This window comes from Amycolatopsis sp. NPDC028719 (assembly GCF_055565395.1).
This window is the reverse complement of the sequence record NZ_JBVHUL010000014.1, coordinates 239,236-258,355: the sequence shown is the minus strand read 5'-3', so window position 1 is coordinate 258,355 and position 19,120 is coordinate 239,236. Positions and strand designations below refer to the sequence as shown.

The following is a 19,120-nucleotide window of genomic DNA, read 5'->3' as shown; positions in this document are numbered from 1 at the left end:
GCGATTCGGAGGTCGAGCGAAGTGAATCCGCAACCGGAGCATATGCTCTTCGGGCACCTCGGCGACGAGGGCCGCCCAGCCGGCGAGTCCCGCGACGCCGTCGTCGTCCGAAGCGCGGCCAGGCCACGCGTGGTGCGGGCTTTCAGGCTGGGAACGGTCCACTTCTGTGTGCTGGAAGGCGAGCAGATCGACGCGTCTCCGCTCAATCCGCCGCGCCGGTCCACGCCGCCCCCGGACAGCCTTGTCCTGGGGTACGTCGCCGAGGGCGAGATATCCGTCGATCAGGGCGGCGACACGACGCACTTGGGTGTCGGCGAGTTCGGCATCTATTCGGCATCGCCCTTCCGGGTGCGGGCTGACGGCCACCACCGCTACATGGTGGTCAAGGTCCCGCTCGGGCAGCTCGGGCTCGGGCCGGTCGCGCTCGATCCCGGCGCGACGCACGACGTCGGATCCCGGCCTTCGGCCCCGCTGCTCGCTTCCCTCCTCCGAGGTATCGCGAGCCACTCCGAACCATGCACCGGAGTGTCCGCGGTCTTGGTGGCGGACGCGACCGCTGCGTGCCTGCATGCGGTCGTCGGCGAAGGGGGAGAGGCCGTCGTTCCCATCCGGTCGCACGCACTCTTCGCGCAGCTGACCTACTGGATCGAACGGCACCTTGCGGAGGACGACCTCTCGGCGATGGCCGTGGCGCGGGGGAACTTCCTTTCCGTGCGCTACGTCCGGCGCATCTTCGCGGACCACGGAACAACGGTGTCCGGCTATGTACGCGATCGGCGGCTGGACCGGATCCGGAACGACCTACTGGATCCGTTCAAAGCGGACCAGCGCGTCGCCAAAATCGCGGCCCGGTGGGGATATCGGGAACCAAGCGTTTTCAGTAGGTCATTCTCGCGCCGGTTCGGAGTGAGTCCTGAACGGTACCGGAGGAGCGCAGGATTGACTTTACCGTGAAGAGGCGTTGACCGAAGCGGCACAATTTCGTGGCCGCCGCGCGGATCTCGAAAAACTTCCGGGGAAGCGCGCTGGCGGTCGCGATTTCGATCGCGGTTGCCGGCTGCACCTCGTCGCCGAGCACGAACGAAACCACGCCGTCGAGCAGTCCGTCCGCCTCGGCGCCCCAGGGCAAGACCGTCGAAGTGGGCAGGACCGGCTTCGAGGTCAAGCGCCCGGTGTTCGCCGGCGCGTGTGAGTACGGTTGTGGTCTCCCGCCACGACGTTCCTCCTCCGCTCGACGCCGATCACCTCGCCTTCGGTACCACGGAACGCATCGACGCCAGGGTCGGCTTCGGCGCGGGGCACCGACTTCGACCTCGTCGTCGGCTCGATTGGCAGCCCGGCGCCAAACCCGGAGTCGAAATACTGGACTGTGCTGACCCAGAACAACGACTTGCGATTCCTGGAGGGTACTCCTACGACTCCAAATCTGTCTGGCGGAACCAGGACGTTCCCGTGCACCCGGGTGCGGAAAAGTGCTACCGGGAGATGGGATATCTCAAATAGTAGGCCGCGTGGATTCGTCAGACGCTGTGGACCAGTCCAGCGCCGCTGTGCACCTGCTCGGCCAGTCGGCAACAACACAGACCCCGCTCGAAACAGCTCTTCGCCTCCTCGTGGCCCATCCCCTTCACGAGGGCAGCGGTCGCAACGGCGTTCTTCGCGGTCGACGAGCCTGCGTCGTGGACGACCTTGCCGCCCACGATCGTGGCGCTGATCTTCATTCCAGGGAGGTCGTGTGGGTCGGCGCCCAGGATGTCGCCTTCAACGACCGTGATGTCGCCCATGTAACCCGGTTGAAGCGTGCCCTTCCAGCCTTCCGCGCGGTCCTGCCAGGCCGGGGCCCGGGTGTAGCTGATCAGAGCCTCCTTGATGGAGATCCGCTCGGCTTCGCCCGCTGTGCCACCGAACTGACCTTCACGCAGGACGGCACCGGTAAGGCCCTGTAGCCAGTTCGCCGGGGTCACCGGGGCGTCGGACGCACTCGACACCCGAACGCCGAGGTCGAGCGCGGTGCGGTAAGGCCACTGGTAGTCGACTCGCGTCGGACCTATCGTTGTGTCCAGGGTCCTGCCGAGCAGGTACTTGATCGTGGCATTCATGTTGACGGCTATCTCATGGCGCGCCATCTCCCGCAGTGTCGCCTTCGGCGTGAGGTCGCCATGAATGACGTAGTGCCGCAACGGGTTGCGGCGGGACTGCCGCCCGAGAACGGCGATGTAGCCGTCGACCACGGCGTCGATCGCGGCATCGCCGGTGGAGTGGGTGCCGACCTGGAAGCCGTGCTGGGCGGCCAGTTTGATGAGGTCGTGCAACGTCTTCACCTGTTCCTCGATGGAGGCGCCGTCGAGGAGGGGAACGCCGTTGGTGCCGTCCAGATAGGGCTCGTGCAGCCATGCCGTGCGCGCGGCGGTCGGGATGCCGTCGGCAATCAGCTTGACCTGGCTGACGCGCAGCATCTGGGGGTCCACGTTCCGGGGCGGCCGGTACCGATCGAGCACCTCCTGAAGCGCGGCCACGCCGGTCCCACCCCGGAGCATCATCGTGAAGCGCAGCGGAAGCTCTCCGGCATGGTACTTCTCCTCGTAGAGGTTCAGCAGGTCGAGGGTGATGCCGGGTTCGGTGAGGCTGGTGATGCCGAGCGCGTGCAGCGCCGCGACGGCCGAATCCATGCCCTTCGAGATCTCGTCCTTGGTCCAAGCAGGGACGACCCCGGAGACGAGGCCGATGGCCGGCACCTCACGAAAGACCCCGGTGGGCTCCCCGTCGGCGTCCCGTTCGATCCGCCCGGCGGGCGGGTTCGGCGTGCTTTTCGTGATGCCGGCCAGCTCCAGCACTTTGGAGTTGACGGCGACAGCGTGGCCGGAAAAGTCTTGAAGGTAGATCGGGTGGTCGGTGGACACGGCGTCCAGGTCACGGCGATCCGGAGCCTTGGGTAACCGGTTGTCGTTCCATCCTCCACCTCGGATCCACGCGCCGGGTGCCGCAGCGGCGAGGGCTTGGCGGAGGACATCCTGAAGCTCGGCGATAGTCGCGGTGTCCACGGGGTAGCTGAACGGCGGCGCCTGGAGCCCGACGGCGTTGAAGTGCAGGTGCGAGTCATTGATGCCCGGAACGACGGTGCCGCCGGCCGCGTCGACGATCTGGGTGCGGCGGCCGACGAGTCGCTGGATCTCTCGGTTGGTTCCGGTGGCGAGAACGCGGCCGTTCTTGATTGCGACGGCCTCGGTTTGGCGGAATCGCTCGTCCAGCACAAGAACCTTGCCGCCGAGCACCACGGTGTCCGCCGTCAGCGAGGTGGCCCGGGCCGCTCCAGCCGCTGCCACGCTGGTCACTCCCGCCGTGACCGCTGCCGCCGCGGCGGCGCCGAGCAAGCTGCGGCGGCTGATGCCATTGTCATTCATGAAGAACTCCCACAGTCGCTGGATGATCGGCCGTTCGGCCGGGTCGACTGCGGGCGATACTGTTTGGGTCCGAAAGATTCGTCAAGTGTTCTGGCTCGGCTCGGCCGGCCTTGACCGCAAACTGTGCTGCCGTGGTCAATACGAGTGCCGCTGAGGTCAATCCGGCACCGCCGAGTCGAGTTCGGAACGCCGAAGAAGTTCTCGCTGTCGATCAGCGGCACTCGAGGCGGGCCAGGTTGCTCCGCCTCGACGCGTGCGGAACCGTGTGTCGTCATGCCCGCGTCCTCACTGCGGCGCTTTGCCGCGATCGAGCGATCGTCCTTCGGCCGTCTGGCTCGTCGGCGCAGAGGCTGTGGCCCGTGCCGGGCCGTAGCGGCAAGGCTGCGACTGCGCGACCGTGACCGTGGTGGGCGGGTAGGTGAGTTCGCCACGGTCGGTGCAGCAGACGTCTCCGCCGACTGGATCGAGCACGCGCACGGGTGTCGGTTCGGGCAGCACCAGCGTAGGGGAGGGGCCGGTAGGCGGCCGGGCCACGGCTGATCCGCCGTCGTCGGTTAGGCGGGGCCCGCCCCACGGGACGAGTCGGACCCGCCCACCGGAGCCACGGCCCCGTCCAGGACGCACACCGACGGCGCCCTGATGCGCTACCCGTTCAGCGGCTGGAAAACCGACACCGCACTCGGCGTCCCGGGTCATGATCGGACGCTCGGGCTGGAACACCATGGATTCGATCACATGAGGACAACTATGAGACGACAATACTTGCAATCGGCAGGCGTGCTTGCCTTGGCCATAGCCCTGCTGATTTCAACTGCCCAACGACCCTGTCACCCTGGACGAGTGTGAGGACGGCATAGCAACGACACCGACATCTGGTTCAAGAACAGGTTCAACATTTGTCGAAGCTTTCTATTCGACTATGTTCACACGCGCTCGATAAACGGTGGAATTCCCGTGAGGTGGATGCCGCAGTGCCCATGTCGACCCGTCGTTCGCCGCCGTTGCGAACTCGACGCGCCGCTGAAGGGCTCTGCGGACCGGTATGTGCCAGGTCTGGCCGTCGTCGAAGACCGGTAGCCGCTCGTGTGAGCGGCTACCGGTGGCCACGGCAGTCGTTACTGCAGGGCTCCGCCCGCGACGAGCAGGGTCTGGCCGCTGACCCAGTGGGCCAGCGGGCCGGCGAAGTACTCCGCCGCGTCCGCGACGTCGTCGACGCGCCCGAGCCGGCCCTCGATCGGCCGGGCGACCGCGCTGCGGATCGGGGCGTCATCGGCGAGGACGGTGAAGACCCCGGCGCCCTCGATCGCAGTCGGCAGGATCGTGTTGACGGTAACTCCGCGCGACCCTACCTCCTGGGCGAGGACCTCCACGGTGTAGCGGGCTGCCATCTTGCTGGATCCGTACGTCCCGACTCCGGGATACGGCAGGCTCGTGGTGCTCGATCCGATGTAGATGATCCGGCCGTGGTCGGCGATGTGCTTCGCCGCCTTCTGCAAGGTGAAGAACGTTCCCTTGGTGTTGATGGAGAACAGCCGGTCGAACTCCTCTTCGGTGGTCTCGGAGATGGGCTGGTCGACCAGTTCGACGCCCGCGTTCGCGACGACCACGTCGATCTTCCCGAATGCGCGCATGGCTTCCTGGAAGAGGTCTTCCAGCGCCGCGACGTCCGAGACGTCGGCCCGGATGGCGACCGCGTCGGAGCCGAGGTCGCGGATGTCCTGCACCGTCGCGAGAGCATCGCCCTCGCTGCTGCTGTAGTTGACCACCACCTTGGCGCCCAGTGAGGCGTAGCGCAGCGCGACTGCTTTGCCGATGCCGCGGGCCGAACCGGTGACCAGGGCGACCTTGTCCTTGAGATCCGTCATGTCGAATGCCTTTCGGTGATGGGGGTTGATCCGGTCGGGCTGTGCTGGTCGGCGAAGCCGTCAGTGGGCGCCCGACAGGGCGGTGAAGGCCTGCTCGTAGGTGCCGGTGCGCTCGGCGAAGCGGAGCCACTTCACCCGCTCGACGAGGACCTCCCGCGCGTCGGGCTCGTCCCGGAGGAGGTCGATCGTCTCGGTGAGGTAGTCCTCCAGCGGCATCGACCGCTCGTCGTTCTCCTGGTTCATCAGCGTGGTGCGCACCGGCGGCGGCACCAGTTCGAGGACCTGGATCGAGGTGTGCGCGAGCTGCGCACGCAGCGCCTCGGTGTAGGAGTGGACGGCGGCCTTCGTGGCGTTGTACGTCGGGGTGACGGGCAGCGGTACGAACGCAAGTCCGGACGAGACGGTGATGATCGCGGCGTGTGCCTTCGTTGCCAGGTACGGCGCGAACGCGGAGGTGACGCGGATCGGGCCCAGCAGGTTCGTGGCGACGGTGGCCTCCGCGACCGTCAGGTGCGCCGGGTCGAGCACGTTCTCCGGGAGCATGATCCCCGCGACGTTGATCAGCACGTTGACGTCCGGATACCGGCTGATCACCTCGTTGTGGGCCCTGGTGACCGAGGCCTGGTCGGTCACGTCCAGCGCCACGGTGCCGACGCCTTCGTGCTCGGCGGCGATGCGTTCCAGCAGCCCGCTGCGACGGCCGCTCACGATCACCTGGTTGCCGAGATCGCGGAACCGCAGCGCCAGTCCGAGGCCGATACCGGAGGTGCCACCGGCCAGGAAAATGGTGTTCCCGTTCATCTTCACGACGTTTCTCCTCTGTTCCGGGCGCGTTCGTGCCCGTCCGGTTCGGTAATTCCCGAAACCGATCATTGTGGCGTTTCGGCTGTTCTTCGACCACGCGCACGCTTTGCGAATTCGACGGACGATTCGATCGGGTCGAATTCCGCGGACCGTGTCGCCGTGCTGGGGTCCACTGTGCCGGGGTCGACCGCGGGAGTGACCAGTCAGATGACTGGGTCTGATGGCCGCCGTTCGGTCGGTGACGTAGCGTCGGACCGTCCCGCCCGTACCACCAGCTCAGCCGATGTGGAGACCGCCCGTTGTCGCTCCCCGAACCGCCCGCTCGCGCCCTGGTCGGGCGCGACGTGGAACTCGCGCACCTCGCCGCCTTCGTCGCCGCGGCCGATGGCGGGGCCCTGCTGGTCTCCGGTGAGCCCGGTGTCGGCAAGACGGCGCTGATCGACGCGGCCGCGAAGGCCGCTGTCGACGCGGGTACGCGGGTGCTGCGGGCCGCAGGGGCCGAGTTCGAGGCCGATATCAGCTACTCCGGCCTGAACCAGCTGCTGTTCCCGTTGCGCGAGGAGTTCGACCACCTCTCCCCCCACCACCGCGACGCCCTGCGGATCGCGCTCGGCTTCGACTCCGGACCAGGGCCGGACCGACTGCTGGTGTCCAGCGCCGCGCTGCTGCTCGTCCGGCACGTGGCGGCGAGGGACCCGCTGCTGCTCGTCGTCGACGACCTGCCGTGGTTCGACCGGTCGAGCACCACGGTGCTCGGGTTCGTCGCGCGTCGCCTGGCGGGCAGCAGGGTCGGTTTCCTGGCCGCTGCGCGAACGCAGTCGCGCGACTTCTTCGAACGCGGCGGGATCCCCGATCTCGAACTGCGGCCGCTCAGCCAGGAGGCGGCGAGCGCGCTGCTCGGCGACCGCCACCCACGGCTGGCCTCCGCCGCTCGGCGGCGGCTGCTGCTGGAGGCACGCGGCAACCCGCTGGCCCTGCTGGAGCTGCCCAGAGCGCTGGACGGTGGCGGGGAACCCTTCATCCCTGGGGGTCGAGGTCTCCAAGCGCACTTCGCCGCACGGTTGTCCGAGCTGCCTGGGCGGTGCCGGGAACTCATGCTGTTGTGCGCGTTGGACGGGAGCGGCGAACTTGACGTGGTGCTGACCGCGGCGGGCCGGGCCGCCGGCATCCGTGACTTCGAACCGGCCGAGCGCGACCACCTGCTCCATCTGCACGACAAGGACCGGCGGTACAGCTTCCGCCACCCGTTGATCACGGCAGCGGTGGTCGAGATGTCGACCGGAGCCGAACGCCGGTCGGCGCACACCGCCCTGGCCGGAACGCTGGTGGCGCAGCCGGAGCGCCGCGCGTGGCACCTCGCCGAAGCCGCTGCCGGTCCGGACGAGGACGTCGCCCTGCTGCTGGAGCAGGCCGCACACCGGGCTTTGCGGCGGGGTGACGCCATCGGCGCGGTCGCCACCCTGACCCGGTCCGCGGACCTGACCCCGGACTCCGACCAGCGCGGCCGGCGTCTCGCCGAGGCCGCGTACATCGGCGCGGAAGCGGGTGGCGAGCTGACCAGTGCGTCGCGGCTGCTGGACGACGCCCGACGCGCGAGTCCCGCTCGCGGCGACTCGCTGCACGCGGCCGCGGCCGCGGCCCAGCTGCTGATCAACAGCGATGGCCACGTGAGCACCGCTCACCGGCTGTTGGTGGGTGCGATCGAGGCGGGCGACCACGGCTACGACGCGAGTGACACAGCTCTCATCGACGCCTTGCACAGCCTGCTGCTGCTGTGCTTCTTCGCAGGTACGGCAGAGGCGTGGACACCGTTCTTCGCCGCACTCGACCGGCTCACCCCTCAGGTGCCCGAACCGCTGGCGGTGGCCGCGCAGACGTTCGCCGACCCGGCCCGAACCGGCCTGGCCGCAGCCGACCGGCTCGACGCGCTGATCGTCGGCCTGCGCGACGAACCCGACCCGACGCGGATCGTCCGGATCGGCACCGCATCCATCTACCTCGACCGGCTGTCGGACTGCCGCGAGGCCAACTGGCGGGTGGTCCAGCTGGGCCGCGGCGGGGTGGGACCCGCCCGCCGACACCTCGGAGTGCTGCTGCACCTGTGCTTCGACGACTTCCACACCGGACGGTGGACCGAGGCGGAGCAGTTGGCCGAGGAGGGCCTCCGCCTCTGCGACGACCACGGATACCGGTTCTTCACCTGGTACTTCCGCTATATCCAAGCCATGCTCGCCGCGGCCCGCGGCGACGACGAGGCCAGCCGGGCGCTGACCACCACCGTCCTGAACTTCGCCGAGCCGCGTGGGGTGAGGGCCGCCGAGTTCTTCGCTTACCACGCGCAAGCGCTCAGCAGCCTCGGCAGCGGCGACTACGACTGCGCATACAACAACGCGGCCATGCTCGGCCCCGCGGGAACCCTGGCGCCGTTCGTACCGCACGCGATGTGGGTCTGTCTGGACCTGGTCGAGGCGGCAGTCCGCACCAATCGGCACACCGAGGCCACCGCCCACGTAGCAGCGGTCGAGCAAGCGGGGCTGGGCGCCCTGACGCCGCGATTGGCACTGCTCGTCGCAGGCTGCGCGGCCATCGCCGCATCCGACGACCGTGCCGAGGGACTCTACGAGAAGGCCCTCGCACTGCCCGACGTGGACCGCTGGCCGTTCGACCTGGCCAGGGTTCGTCTTGCCTACGGCAAGCACCTCCGACGCGTCCGGGCCACCGCGAAGTCCCGCCTGCAACTGCGCACCGCGTTGGAGACCTTCGAACGACTCGGCGCACGACCGTGGTCAGACGAGGCGGCAGGCGAATTGCGTGCCACCGGGATGACCAGGCCGAGGAACGCCGAACGGCGCACCTCCGTGCTCACGCCCCAGGAACGCGAGATCGCGGAACTGGCCGGCTCGGGGCTGACCAACAAGCAGATCGGCGAACGCCTGTTTCTCTCCCATCGAACCGTCGGCACTCACCTCTACCAGATCTTCCCCAAACTCGGCATTACCTCCAGGGCGGCGCTCCGCGACGCACTGGAGGTAATGGACGACGACGACGTCCGGCAGTCCTGATCATCGTCTTGAACCGGGTGCCGTTGCGCGCGTTGCCGGCTCCGCGACCGGCCGGGCCGTGCTTGCCGAAGGCCGACCCCAGCACGTGCTGTCGCAACTGCTCGAGGACCACAAGGACGTTGCGGCGTTCAAGGTGCTGGTTTCGGCGCGGCTGCCGGCGGCAACCACGACGGCCGCGACGTCATGCAGCTTGACGTTAGGGCGCTGGGAGATGGTGCGCAGGGCGGCGAACACTGTCCCGGCAGTGTCGCCAGTGCGTCCCGCAGCTGGGCTGCCTCGTCGGCCGGATTGTCCGGGGATCTCCACGACGTCACGCGCTCATTTCACCGCACTCGCCAGGGCACCGCGACCAAGTGACCGGCAATGTCCCACAATGCCCGCGCTGCCGTCTGCTCGCCCGCGTGGTGGCCGGTTGGTTGTGCATCCGGCCCTGCGGCCACCCTTACCCCCTTGGCTGCTGCTCGGTATCGACGGCTGCCCATCTTTGGCGGGGCAGCCGACTGGCGGGACGCGCGGCGTCGCTGTCGTCGGCGCAGCAGGTCGGCGGTGCGGAATCCGGGCCTGTACTCGCCTTGGCGGCGTGCGTCGGCCGCTGTCGTCCGGGCCGATGAGCCTGGGTCTCAGGACGCTCGCCGAGAGTGGCCGTTCGGGACCCGCGAGGTTGCTGTTCGGCCGAACTCGGCCGCCGGTACTACGGTGATCCGATGACCGGCAGGGCGGTGAAAGTCTCGATGTGGTGCGGGGCGGCGGTTCTGGTGCTCGCAGCAGTGGCGGTTCCGTCCTTTTTGCCCACTACCGCCGACGACTATCGCGACTTCGCGGTCTCGGCCGCCGACGACGCGCTCGCGCAGGTTCGGACCACCGAGCTGATGGTCACCGCCGACGCCGACGGCAAGGTCCTCGCCCCGTACCGCTCGGCGGTGGTGTGGCAGGCGCGCGACACCATGGCGACGACCGAAAGCGACTTCTCCGGTGAAGAGATCCCCGACCGGGCTTCAGCTGCCGTCCACGACGAATGCGCGCCGCTGCTCACCGAAGCCGCGGCCCAGGTCGCGGCCGTGACCGCGGCCGCCGACGCCGGGCCCGACAGCGAGCGTGCCTTGGCGGCGAAACTACGGCACACGGGAGAACTGCTGGCCGGCTTCGTGGAGCGTCACCGATGAAGAAGATTCTGGCCGTCACGCTGGGGATCCTGACCGCGATCGGCGGGTTCGTCGACATCGGCGACCTCGTCGCCAACTCCCAGACCGGCGCCCGGTTCGGGATGCGCCTGGCGTGGGTGGTGATCGTCGGCATCGTCGGGATCTGCGTGTACGCCGACATGGCCGGGCGGATCGCCGCGATCAGCGGCCGTCCCGTGTTCGACCTCGTCCGGGAACGGCTCGGTCCACGCGTCGCGCTGGTGAACCTCGCCGGGTCCTATCTGGTCACGATGCTGACGCTGGGCGCGGAGATCGGCGGCGTCGCGCTCGCGCTGCACCTGGCGACCAGCGTGCACTACCTGCTGTGGGTGCCGGTCGTCGCCGTCGTGCTGTGGGTGGTGTTGTGGCGCGTCAAGTTCGAGACTCTCGAGCGGGTCTTCGGCTTGCTGGGCCTGGCGCTGGTCGTGTTCGTCGTTGCGCTGGTGACGCTTCCGATGTCCTGGCCGGAGCTGCTGGGCCAGATCGGCGGCGGCCCGCCGCCGACGGAGAACTGGGCGACCTACGGCTACTTCGCGGTCGCGTTGTTCGCCGCCGCGATGACCCCGTACGAGGTGTTCTTCTTCTCCTCGGGTGGGGTGGAGGAGAAGTGGACCCGCAAGGACCTCGGCACCGAGCGGATCAACGTGTTCGTCGGGTTCCCGCTGGGCGGGCTGCTGTCGCTGGCGATCATGGCGTGCGCCGCGGTCGTGTTCGAGCCCGCGTCGATCAAGGTCGATGCGATCACGCAGACGACGTTGCCGGTCGGGCTTGCCCTGGGCAAGCTCGGCCTGGCGGTGGTGATCCTCGGCGTCTTCGCCGCGACGTTCGGAGCGGCGCTGGAGACGGGGCTGTCGTCGGGCTACACCGTTGCGCAGTACTTCGGCTGGGAGTGGGGCAAGCGCGTCGCGCCGCGCCGGGCCGCCCGGTTCCACACCGTCGTGCTCGTCAGCGTCGTGCTGGGCGCTGTGCTGCTGCTGACGACCATCGACCCGGTCCAGCTGACGGAGTACACGCTGCTGCTGTCGGCGGTGGTACTGCCGCTGACCTACCTGCCGATCCTCGTCGTCGCCAACGACCGCGAGTACCTCGGCGACCAGGTCAACGGCCGGATCCGCAACGTTCTGGGCGTCGCCTACCTCGCTGTCATCCTGATCGCGGCGATCGCCGCGATCCCGCTGATGATCATCACCGGAGCCGGCCAATGACCACACCCGACCCGCTGCGCGTCGACTTCCACCTGCTCGACCGCCAGATCGTCGACCTCGCCGGCCACAAGGTCGGCAAGGTCGACGACGTCGAGCTCACCATCGGCGAGGACGGGCGGCTGCGCATCGCCGCGCTGCTGGCCGGCCAGGTGGCGCTGGGCCGGCGCATCGGTGGCCGGTTCGGGCACTGGCTGGCCGCCGTGGCGACACGCCTGCGTGCGGAGGAAACTCCGGCGCCGCTGCGGATCCCGTTCGAGCACGTGGCCGAGGTGGGTAGTCACATCACGTTGTCGCTGCGTTTGGAGGTGCTCAACGAGCCGCCGCTGGAGACGTGGCTGCGCGAGCATCTGATCGGCCGGATCCCCGGAGCGGGTAATGCGGGCGAGTGAGCTGCTGGGCGCGACCGCCTACGACGCCGACGGACGACGGTGGGGCCGGATCGTCGACCTGGTCACCGATCCGGACCCGCAGGGTGCACCGGTCGTCCGCGCCGTCCTGGTGGCACCCCGGCACCGGGCCCGGCTCCTCGGCTACGAGCGGGACGAGATGAGCAGCCCGTGGATCGTCGACCGGATCGCGCGGTGGCTGAACCGCGGCCTGCGCGAGGTTCCCTGGTCCGACGTACGGCTTGAGCCGTCGTGATCAGCGCTGACCCCTACGTCCTGCGGTTCCCGGTGGTCGCGTTGGTGACATCCGCCGGTGGGCTCGACGCCCTGTCGCAGGTGCTGGCGCCGCTTCCGGCGGATCTGCCCGCCGCGGTCCTGGTCATCCAGCACCTCGACCCCGAGCGGCCCAGTGAACTGGCCGGCATCCTCGCGCAGCGGACCCGGCTGCGCGTGCGCGTCGCCCGCGATCACGACGAACTCGCGGCCGGAACGGTCCTCGTCGGCCCGCCGGCGCGGCACCTGCTCGTCACCTCCGAGGCGCGGATCGGGTTGATCGACGCCGGTGCTCTGCCGCCCGCGCGTCCGTCGGCGGACATGCTGCTGGCGACCTTGGCGGTGACCTGTGGCCCGCGCGCGCTGGCTGTGGTGCTCACCGGCAAGGGCACCGACGCCCAAGCCGGGATCCGCGCGATCGCACACTGCGGTGGCACGGTGCTGGCCCAGGACGAGGCCACCGCCGCCTACTCCGGCATGCCGTCGGCCGCCATCGGCACCACACTGGTGCACCAGGTCTTACCCTTGGCCGGCATCGCCGCAGCGATCCGTCGGCATGTCAGCGACTGGCACGAGCGGCCGACGGCCAACGACCCAGAGCGCTGAGATCGGCGGCCTCCGATCACGCGAGCAGTTTTCGATGCTGTCGGGTTCGCGTCGTGCTCGGGCGTTGAGTCGGATGCGCTCGTCGGCGGAGCCGTCGTACACCGGCTTGGGCACGCGCTGGGTCGAGCCAGCGGCTGATGCACGACCCGGCAGTGCCACGGGGTGAACGACAGGTCCTCGACGGCGTAGACCCGGCGCGCCGGGGGAGCACCAGTCCTCCGGCTCGACGGTCGCTGACCAGCCGGTCACCGGGGAGGATGTTCCGATGTCTGCACCACAGCCGCCTGAGTTTCGTCAGCGTGCTGTCGAGCTGGCCCGCCTGGGCGACAAACCGGTCGCCGCGCCGGCGAAGGACCTGGGCATCAGTGAGTCCTGCCTGCGCAACTGGATGGCCCAGGCCGACGCCGACGACAGCGGCTCGACCACGCCACATTCGAAGCCCTCACCAGGCCACCAGGCGCGACGGCCTGACCCCGCACCTGCCGTATCCGGCGAATGGCGGGGAAGCTCACGCGAACCCGCATTACTGCTGTCGTTGTCGTATCAAGGGTCTAGCTTGAGCGAGCCGTGGCCGACGTTGGTGCTGTCGGCGATGGCGCGGATCAGGTCCAGCAGGTCGTTGTGGAGTTCGTCGGTCATGCGGTCCTCGGCGACGCCGCGGAGGAACACGTGGTTGGCACCCCTGATCGCGGCTCGACCTGCGGCTCCGAGCAGGTCGTCGCGATCAGTTCCGTCGAAGGGGAAGCTGGTTCCGGGGGTTCGTTGTGAGACCTCGGCCTCCGCCATGGCGACCACGCCGGGGTTGGCCAGAGCCATGGCGCGGGTGAGTGCGGCTTCCTCCTGGTCGACGTTGTCGCGCAGGTCGTGCCACCACCTGTCCACCAGATCGATGAACTCCAAGGCGGGATCCTCTTGGTGTAGCGCGATGATCCGCTGCTCGATGGACGCCGGCCATTCGGTGATGAAGTCGAGCTTCGAGGGGAAGTAGCCCGTCACGGTGCGCGGTGCGACTTCGGCCACCTCGGCGATGTCGGCGATCGTGGTCCGTTCATACCCGTGTTCGGCGAACAGGCGCAGGGCCGTGTGCAGGATCAGCCGCCGTCGTCGTGCTTTGGACCGTTCTCGAAGCCCCGGACCGTCGCTGGTCACGTGCACCCTCCTGCACTCCGTGGATCACCGCCTGCGTGCGGCTCAGCATACATGCGTTCCACGGCGAAAATGCCTTCTTGTGCAAACTTGCCGTACATGGCAATCTTTTGCCGGGCGGTCGGAGTCGATCACCCACCGAGTCCGTCAAGCAACAGGTTCACAGACGAACGGCCTGAGAGGAACAACCATGAGCATGTCTTACGCGGACGCCGCCGGCTTCCCGGTCAGCGACCCCACCCCCATCGTCAGCTACAGTCCCGTCTCGCTCGAGGTGCCGGACAGGCCCGTGCCGCTGGAAATCAAGATCTCGGCGCCCGTGACCGGGACCGACCTGCCGGTGATCCTGCTCTCGCACGGGCACGGCATGGCCAACTTCCTCTCCTCGCTGCGCGGTTACGGCCCCGTCGCGGACTTCTGGGCCGCGCACGGGTTCGTCGTCGTCCAGCCGACACACCTGGACTCCACAGTGCTCGGGCTGCGCGACCAGGACCTGCCCGACGCGCCGCTGTTCTGGCGTGACCGCGCCGTCGACATGCACACCATCCTCGATCACCTGGAGGAGGTCCTCGCCGCGGTTCCAGGGCTGCCAGGCCGTGTCGACACCGAGAAGGTGGCCGCGGTCGGACACTCGGCCGGTGGCCACACGGTCTCGCTGCTGCTGGGCTCGCGGGTGACTGACCCGAACGACCCTCGGGAGAAGAATCTCTCCGATCCCAGGGTCAAGGCCGGCGTCGTGATCGGAGGACCGGGCATCGCCGACGAGCACTTCTCGCCGTGGGCCGCCGAGCACTACCCGATGATGAAGTACATCGACTTCGGACAGATGACCGGCGCCGCGCTCGTCATCGCCGGCGACGACGACCTGAACCCGAACTTCTCCTCCCGGCTCAGCTACCGCTGGGACGCCTACACCCATAGCCCCGGCGGGAACAAGACGCTGCTGACCTTCCTGGGCGCACAGCACCTGTTCGGCGGGATCTCCGGCTACGACGCCGCAGAAACCTCCGACGAGAACCCCGAACGGATTGCCGCGCTGCGGGCGCTGGTGTGGGCCTACCTGCGTTCCCGGTTGTTCCCCGGCGACCTGTCCTGGGACATCGCCGTGAAAGCCCTGGAAACCCGGAAGACGCCCCTGGCGAAGGTCGAAACCAAGTAGCCCGCGACGTCAGTAAAACGACATGTGAGCCGCGATCGCCACCGCAGCCTGACAGTGTCGTCGCGCCCGCATCCCCACATGTCGATCGCCCGAGCTACCGCCCGCGCGAGGCCGTCGCGTCCAGCGACGCGGTCGTCACCGCCATCCCAGGCACGGCCGTGCTCGGTGCCTGGGAAGACATCGGGATGACGTGCTGGCCAAGAGAATCGTGCTTGACCCCTCGGCGCTTTCACCCCGCAGATGACGATGGCCTACCCCGGCGACAGCGGTGGGGCAAGTTGTGCCACGGGCATTTTGCGCAGCCCAGTGTTGGCCGGATGGTGCGCAGCTGAGCAGCCCGTTCTACTGCTCTCACACGAGCTCTCGAACGGCGAAGATGTCCAGGTTGAGATAGCCACGCCGGGCCGCTCGCGCTTCCCCGCCCGGTCATCCGTGTTGTCGGTGAGCACGCGAGGCAGCCCAGCGGCGCAGGCGCTCGGCGATCTCGATCTCGTAGCCGTTTTGGGTGGGCTGGTAGTAGGTCTCGCGGTCCATGCCGCCGGGGAAGTAGTCGGCGCCGGAGAAGCCGTCGGCGGTGTCGGGGTCGTACTGGTAGTCCTTGCCGTAGCCGAGGTCCTTCATCAGCCGGGTCGGGGCGTTGAGGATGTGGGCGGGCGGCATGAGCGAGCCGGTGCGTCGGGCGGCGCGATGTGCCGCGTTGAAGCCGCGGTAGACGGCGATGGACTTCGGGGCGGTGGCGAGGTAGACGACGGCCTGCGCGATCGCCAACTCGCCTTCGGGAGAGCCGAGCCGCTCGTACACGTCCCAGGCGGCGAGCGTCTGCCGGACCGCGTGCGGGTCGGCCATGCCGATGTCCTCGGTGGCGAAGCGGACCAGGCGGCGGGCGACGTACAGGGGGTCCTCGCCACCGTCGAGCATGCGGGCGAGCCAGTACAGCGCCGCGTCCGGGTCGGAGCCGCGCATCGACTTGTGCAGCGCGGAGATCAGGTTGTAGTGGCTCTCCTGCGCCTTGTCGTACAGCGGGGCGCGCTGCTGGATGTGGTGGGCGAGCGCGGTGGTGTCCAGGGGTGTCTCGGTGTCCGGGAGGGCCTGGAGCTGTTCGGCCATGTTGAGGAGATAGCGGCCGTCGCCGTCGGCCATGGCGATCAGGGCGCGGCGGGCGTCGTCGTCCAGGGGCACCGGGTGGCCGGTGAGCTGCTCGGCGCGGTCGAGCAGCGTGGACAGCGCGGCTTCGTCAAGGCGGTTGAGGACGAGGACCTGGGTGCGGGAGAGGAGCGCGCCGTTGAGTTCGAAGCTCGGGTTCTCCGTGGTGGCGCCGATCAGGGTGATCGTGCCGTCCTCGACGTAGGGAAGGAAGCTGTCCTGCTGGGCGCGGTTGAAGCGGTGGATCTCGTCGACGAACAGCAGGGTGCCCTGGCCGATGCCCCGCCGTTTTCCTGCGGCAGCGAAGACTTTCCGCAGATCGGCCACGCCGGAGAAGGTGGCCGACACCGGTTCGAAGGCCAGGTTGCTGCCGTCCGCGAGGAGCCGGGCGATGGTCGTTTTCCCGACGCCGGGTGGCCCCCACAGGATGGCGGAGCCGAGACGCTGCTGGGCGACCATGCGGCCCAGCGGGGCGTCCGGGGCCAGGAGGTGGTCCTGCCCGACGACCTCTTCCAGCCGCGTGGGGCGCAGGCGGTCGGCAAGTGGCCGCGCGGGCTCGGTGTCGAAGAGCGGCAGGGTCGGTTCGGTCGGTTCCATCGGACTCTCGAGTCGAAGGCGGACGTGTGCGGGCTTGACAAGCGTTGCACGGGACACTGACGAGTGAGAGCTCAGCCGCCGGCGGGGAAGCTCACGGCGTTCATCGAGAACCGGGGCGGTCGCGTCGCGGCAGCCGCTCGACGACCAGGTCGTAGGAGTTCTCGACCGCGTCGGTGACCAGCCGCCTGGTGATGCCGGGTCCCGGCCCGAGGGAGATCCAATGCTGTTTGTCGAGGTAGCGGCCCGGGGTGATTGAGGCGTAGCTGCGTTCTTGAGCGCGGGCGTGTTCGGGTTCGCACTTGACCGTGATGATCGGGTCGTCCGGGTCGTCGGTGACGATCAGGAACACCTTGCCCGCCACCTTGTACACGTCCAGGTGCTCGGTGAACGGGTAGCCGTGGTCCGTCCCGGGCAGTGCGAGGGCCGTGGCGCGCGCAGTGTCTTGGAGCCGGTCACCGGCCGCGCTCACCTGGCCACCCGCGTGCCGCTGCCGTAGGTGTGCGGGTCGACGGGCCGCTCGGCCTTCGACAGGCCGGCGACGACGAGCAGGTAGGAGTCGGTGACGAGTTCCTCGAGCAGGGTCTCGTCGACGCCGTCGCCGGCCTCCAGGGTGATCCAGTGCTTCTTGTTCATGTGGTAGCCGGGGGTGATGTGGCTGTTCTGCTCCCGCAGGGCGCGGGCCTCACCGGGGTCCGCCTTGAGGATCACGACCGGGCGCCCCGGAACCTCGGTCATCAGCATGAACACCTTGCCGCGCACCTTGAAGACCTCCCAGCCGGGGCCGAAGGGATGCTCCAGCCGAGCTCCGGGAAGCTCCTCGGCGCGGTCGGCGGCGGTCTTCTGCAGGGTGGATCCGTTCATGGGCTTTCCTCGGATGGTGACGGGCTGTGGCAGTAAAGGACGCGCAGCGCGACACGCGGTCGCGGCGGCACGTCCCATCCTTCCCGCCAATCCGATCAAGACAGCGGTAGGCTGCGGACACGTGATGGTCGACAAGCGACACGGCAGGCCGAGCGAGCCGGTCGCGGTCCCGCTGTACGGTTTCCAGCCCCCGGTCGGCACTCCGTACGGCCTCGAAGTGATCACCATCGAGGACTTCTTCGCCCAGCACGACGCCTGGCCGTGGGACCCGCCCCGTCCCGGCCGCGCCACCTTCCACTACCTCATCCTGGTCACCGAGGGCGAGCTGCAGCACGACGTCGACCACGTCACGCAGACCGTTGCCCCCGGCCAGTGGCTGTGGGTGCGTCCCGGACACGCGCAGTGCTGGCACTCGCCCGGCGACGCCCGCGGCCCGTTCATCCTGTTCGAGCCGGACGTGCTGACACCCGCCACCGCCCGCCTGGTGGCCCCGCTCACCGCGCACGACGCCCCCGCCGTGCTGAGCCCGCACCCCGAGGACGCCCGCTGGCTCCAGCAGACGGCGTTCCAGCTCTTGGACGAACACCGGGCGCTCGGGCGCCGTCCTCTCGACGTCCACCACGCCCTGCGCCGCAGCCTGCTCGAATCGCTGCTGCTGCGCCTGGCCAACGCCCCCGGCGTCACACCCACCGACTCGGCACCCGGTCCCGGCCGGGCCGACACCTACGGACGGTTCGTGGACGCCCTGGAACTGCATTTCCGCGAACTGCACCGGGCTGCGGACTACGCCGAACTGCTCGGCTGCTCGGTCCGCACCCTCAGCCGCGCCGCCCAGGACGCCACCGGCCACGGGGTGCGTGAGCTCATCAACGAGCGGCGGCTGCTCGAAGCCCGGCGTCTGCTGGGAGTCGCGCGGTGGGACGCCCGGGCGGTGGCCGTCCACCTCGGTTTCACCGATCCCGCGAACTTCGGCCGCTTCTTCCGCGGACACACCGGCCTCACCCCGGCCGCCTTCGCCGCGCGCGAAGAGAGAACCGCCACGTGACAGAAACGCGGCGGAGCCCCTTTGCCCGGCAGGAGGCGATGGCTCCTTCCCCGGTCTGCGGGAAGCAGGTCCGTTCCCTCTCCCTGGCCACCCCGTCCGTGCCGGCCTGGGTGGCGCCCGGATCCGGCGGGCTCGACTGGCAACGCGACAGTGACGTCGAGATCTACGCGATGACCCTGCAGCACTGACCGCTGCCATCGTCCCTGCCCCGCAGCCCGACGCAGGGCACGACGAAGCCGGCCGGCGGAGGTACCGGTCTTCGCGATGACCGGAGACGCGTTGCCGACCAACTGGGCCGGTGGGGTCCCGACGATCAGCTGGGCACCCCGCACCTCATCGACGCCGCGGCCCGCGTGCGAGCCGCGGCCGAGGTGTGAAGCGGACGC

Annotated in this window: 18 protein-coding genes; 10 read left to right on the top strand and 8 right to left on the bottom strand. The window is 69.0% G+C overall.

The window, feature by feature from the left end; genetic code table 11:
- Window positions 1-21: 21 nt before the first annotated feature.
- Window positions 22-954 carry a helix-turn-helix transcriptional regulator gene (locus ACZ4TR_RS44365; protein ID WP_465294533.1) on the top strand — a complete coding sequence of 311 codons (933 nt, stop codon included), beginning with the start codon at window positions 22-24 and terminating at the stop codon, window positions 952-954.
- Between the two features lie 566 nt (window positions 955-1,520).
- On the opposite strand, the gene ACZ4TR_RS44360 is transcribed toward ACZ4TR_RS44365, so the two are convergent.
- The 4 genes from ACZ4TR_RS44360 to ACZ4TR_RS44345 form a co-directional block, all read right to left on the bottom strand.
- Window positions 1,521-3,401, bottom strand: a complete 1,881-nt coding sequence (locus ACZ4TR_RS44360) for an amidohydrolase (RefSeq protein WP_465294531.1) — start codon at window positions 3,399-3,401, stop codon at window positions 1,521-1,523.
- A 285-nt stretch (window positions 3,402-3,686) separates the two neighbouring features.
- Window positions 3,687-3,899, bottom strand: a complete 213-nt coding sequence (locus tag ACZ4TR_RS44355; protein WP_465294529.1) for a hypothetical protein — start codon at window positions 3,897-3,899, stop codon at window positions 3,687-3,689.
- A gap of 617 nt (window positions 3,900-4,516) precedes the next feature.
- Window positions 4,517-5,266, bottom strand: coding sequence for an SDR family oxidoreductase (locus ACZ4TR_RS44350; RefSeq protein WP_465294527.1), 750 nt, complete (start codon window positions 5,264-5,266; stop codon window positions 4,517-4,519).
- Window positions 5,267-5,326: 60 nt separating this feature from the next.
- A complete protein-coding gene (locus ACZ4TR_RS44345) occupies window positions 5,327-6,067 on the bottom strand; it encodes an SDR family oxidoreductase (RefSeq protein WP_465294570.1) in 741 nt (246 codons plus the stop codon).
- A 302-nt stretch (window positions 6,068-6,369) separates the two neighbouring features.
- On the opposite strand from ACZ4TR_RS44345, the gene ACZ4TR_RS44340 reads away from it, so the two are divergent.
- The 6 genes from ACZ4TR_RS44340 to ACZ4TR_RS44315 all read left to right on the top strand — a co-directional run bounded on the left by ACZ4TR_RS44340 (window position 6,370) and on the right by ACZ4TR_RS44315 (window position 12,783).
- Entirely contained in the window at window positions 6,370-9,132 is a 2,763-nt protein-coding gene (locus tag ACZ4TR_RS44340; protein ID WP_465294525.1) for a helix-turn-helix transcriptional regulator, read from the top strand.
- 704 nt (window positions 9,133-9,836) lie between these two features.
- Entirely contained in the window at window positions 9,837-10,295 is a 459-nt protein-coding gene (locus ACZ4TR_RS44335) for a hypothetical protein (protein ID WP_465294523.1), read from the top strand.
- Window positions 10,292-11,518: an NRAMP family divalent metal transporter gene (locus ACZ4TR_RS44330; RefSeq protein ID WP_465294521.1), complete on the top strand. Its 1,227-nt coding sequence runs from the start codon at window positions 10,292-10,294 to the stop codon at window positions 11,516-11,518. The genes ACZ4TR_RS44335 and ACZ4TR_RS44330 overlap by 4 nt, the downstream gene beginning before the upstream one ends.
- Window positions 11,515-11,907 (top strand): hypothetical protein, encoded by a 393-nt coding sequence (locus ACZ4TR_RS44325; protein WP_465294519.1) that lies wholly within the window; start codon window positions 11,515-11,517, stop codon window positions 11,905-11,907. Before ACZ4TR_RS44330 ends, ACZ4TR_RS44325 begins: the two co-directional genes overlap by 4 nt.
- Window positions 11,894-12,160: a PRC-barrel domain-containing protein gene (locus ACZ4TR_RS44320; RefSeq protein ID WP_465294517.1), complete on the top strand. Its 267-nt coding sequence runs from the start codon at window positions 11,894-11,896 to the stop codon at window positions 12,158-12,160. Before ACZ4TR_RS44325 ends, ACZ4TR_RS44320 begins: the two co-directional genes overlap by 14 nt.
- Window positions 12,157-12,783: a chemotaxis protein CheB gene (locus ACZ4TR_RS44315; RefSeq protein WP_465294515.1), complete on the top strand. Its 627-nt coding sequence runs from the start codon at window positions 12,157-12,159 to the stop codon at window positions 12,781-12,783. Before ACZ4TR_RS44320 ends, ACZ4TR_RS44315 begins: the two co-directional genes overlap by 4 nt.
- Before the next feature lie 543 nt (window positions 12,784-13,326).
- Here ACZ4TR_RS44315 and ACZ4TR_RS44310 read toward each other — a convergent pair.
- Window positions 13,327-13,932 carry a TetR/AcrR family transcriptional regulator gene (locus tag ACZ4TR_RS44310; protein WP_465294513.1) on the bottom strand — a complete coding sequence of 202 codons (606 nt, stop codon included), beginning with the start codon at window positions 13,930-13,932 and terminating at the stop codon, window positions 13,327-13,329.
- A 187-nt stretch (window positions 13,933-14,119) separates the two neighbouring features.
- On the opposite strand from ACZ4TR_RS44310, the gene ACZ4TR_RS44305 reads away from it, so the two are divergent.
- A complete protein-coding gene (locus tag ACZ4TR_RS44305; protein WP_465294511.1) occupies window positions 14,120-15,088 on the top strand; it encodes an alpha/beta hydrolase family protein in 969 nt (322 codons plus the stop codon).
- Between the two features lie 426 nt (window positions 15,089-15,514).
- Here ACZ4TR_RS44305 and ACZ4TR_RS44300 read toward each other — a convergent pair whose 3' ends face one another.
- From ACZ4TR_RS44300 to ACZ4TR_RS44290, 3 genes are all read right to left on the bottom strand, one after another.
- Window positions 15,515-16,828: a replication-associated recombination protein A gene (locus tag ACZ4TR_RS44300; protein ID WP_465294509.1), complete on the bottom strand. Its 1,314-nt coding sequence runs from the start codon at window positions 16,826-16,828 to the stop codon at window positions 15,515-15,517.
- 100 nt (window positions 16,829-16,928) lie between these two features.
- Window positions 16,929-17,297 (bottom strand): MmcQ/YjbR family DNA-binding protein, encoded by a 369-nt coding sequence (locus ACZ4TR_RS44295; protein ID WP_465294507.1) that lies wholly within the window; start codon window positions 17,295-17,297, stop codon window positions 16,929-16,931.
- Window positions 17,294-17,689, bottom strand: coding sequence for an MmcQ/YjbR family DNA-binding protein (locus ACZ4TR_RS44290; protein ID WP_465294505.1), 396 nt, complete (start codon window positions 17,687-17,689; stop codon window positions 17,294-17,296). Before ACZ4TR_RS44290 ends, ACZ4TR_RS44295 begins: the two co-directional genes overlap by 4 nt.
- 124 nt (window positions 17,690-17,813) lie before the next feature.
- On the opposite strand from ACZ4TR_RS44290, the gene ACZ4TR_RS44285 reads away from it, so the two are divergent.
- Both ACZ4TR_RS44285 and ACZ4TR_RS44280 read left to right on the top strand, forming a co-directional pair.
- On the top strand, window positions 17,814-18,734 hold the full coding sequence (locus ACZ4TR_RS44285; RefSeq protein ID WP_465294503.1) for a helix-turn-helix domain-containing protein: 921 nt from the start codon (window positions 17,814-17,816) through the stop codon (window positions 18,732-18,734).
- Window positions 18,735-18,772: 38 nt separating this feature from the next.
- Window positions 18,773-18,922: a hypothetical protein gene (locus ACZ4TR_RS44280; protein WP_465294501.1), complete on the top strand. Its 150-nt coding sequence runs from the start codon at window positions 18,773-18,775 to the stop codon at window positions 18,920-18,922.
- Window positions 18,923-19,120: the final 198 nt, after the last annotated feature.

Bases quoted from the DNA above. Each gene is read 5' to 3' on its own strand.
- ACZ4TR_RS44360 (WP_465294531.1), bottom strand. From the start codon at position 3,401: ATGAATGACAATGGCATCAGCCGCCGCAGCTTGCTCGGCGCCGCCGCG.
- ACZ4TR_RS44350 (WP_465294527.1), bottom strand. From the start codon at position 5,266: ATGACGGATCTCAAGGACAAGGTCGCCCTGGTCACCGGTTCGGCCCGC.
- ACZ4TR_RS44345 (WP_465294570.1), bottom strand. From the start codon at position 6,067: ATGAACGGGAACACCATTTTCCTGGCCGGTGGCACCTCCGGTATCGGC.
- ACZ4TR_RS44335 (WP_465294523.1), top strand. From the start codon at position 9,837: ATGACCGGCAGGGCGGTGAAAGTCTCGATGTGGTGCGGGGCGGCGGTT.
- ACZ4TR_RS44330 (WP_465294521.1), top strand. From the start codon at position 10,292: ATGAAGAAGATTCTGGCCGTCACGCTGGGGATCCTGACCGCGATCGGC.
- ACZ4TR_RS44325 (WP_465294519.1), top strand. From the start codon at position 11,515: ATGACCACACCCGACCCGCTGCGCGTCGACTTCCACCTGCTCGACCGC.
- ACZ4TR_RS44320 (WP_465294517.1), top strand. From the start codon at position 11,894: ATGCGGGCGAGTGAGCTGCTGGGCGCGACCGCCTACGACGCCGACGGA.
- ACZ4TR_RS44305 (WP_465294511.1), top strand. From the start codon at position 14,120: ATGAGCATGTCTTACGCGGACGCCGCCGGCTTCCCGGTCAGCGACCCC.
- ACZ4TR_RS44300 (WP_465294509.1), bottom strand. From the start codon at position 16,828: ATGGAACCGACCGAACCGACCCTGCCGCTCTTCGACACCGAGCCCGCG.
- ACZ4TR_RS44290 (WP_465294505.1), bottom strand. From the start codon at position 17,689: ATGAACGGATCCACCCTGCAGAAGACCGCCGCCGACCGCGCCGAGGAG.
- ACZ4TR_RS44285 (WP_465294503.1), top strand. From the start codon at position 17,814: ATGGTCGACAAGCGACACGGCAGGCCGAGCGAGCCGGTCGCGGTCCCG.
- ACZ4TR_RS44280 (WP_465294501.1), top strand. From the start codon at position 18,773: ATGGCTCCTTCCCCGGTCTGCGGGAAGCAGGTCCGTTCCCTCTCCCTG.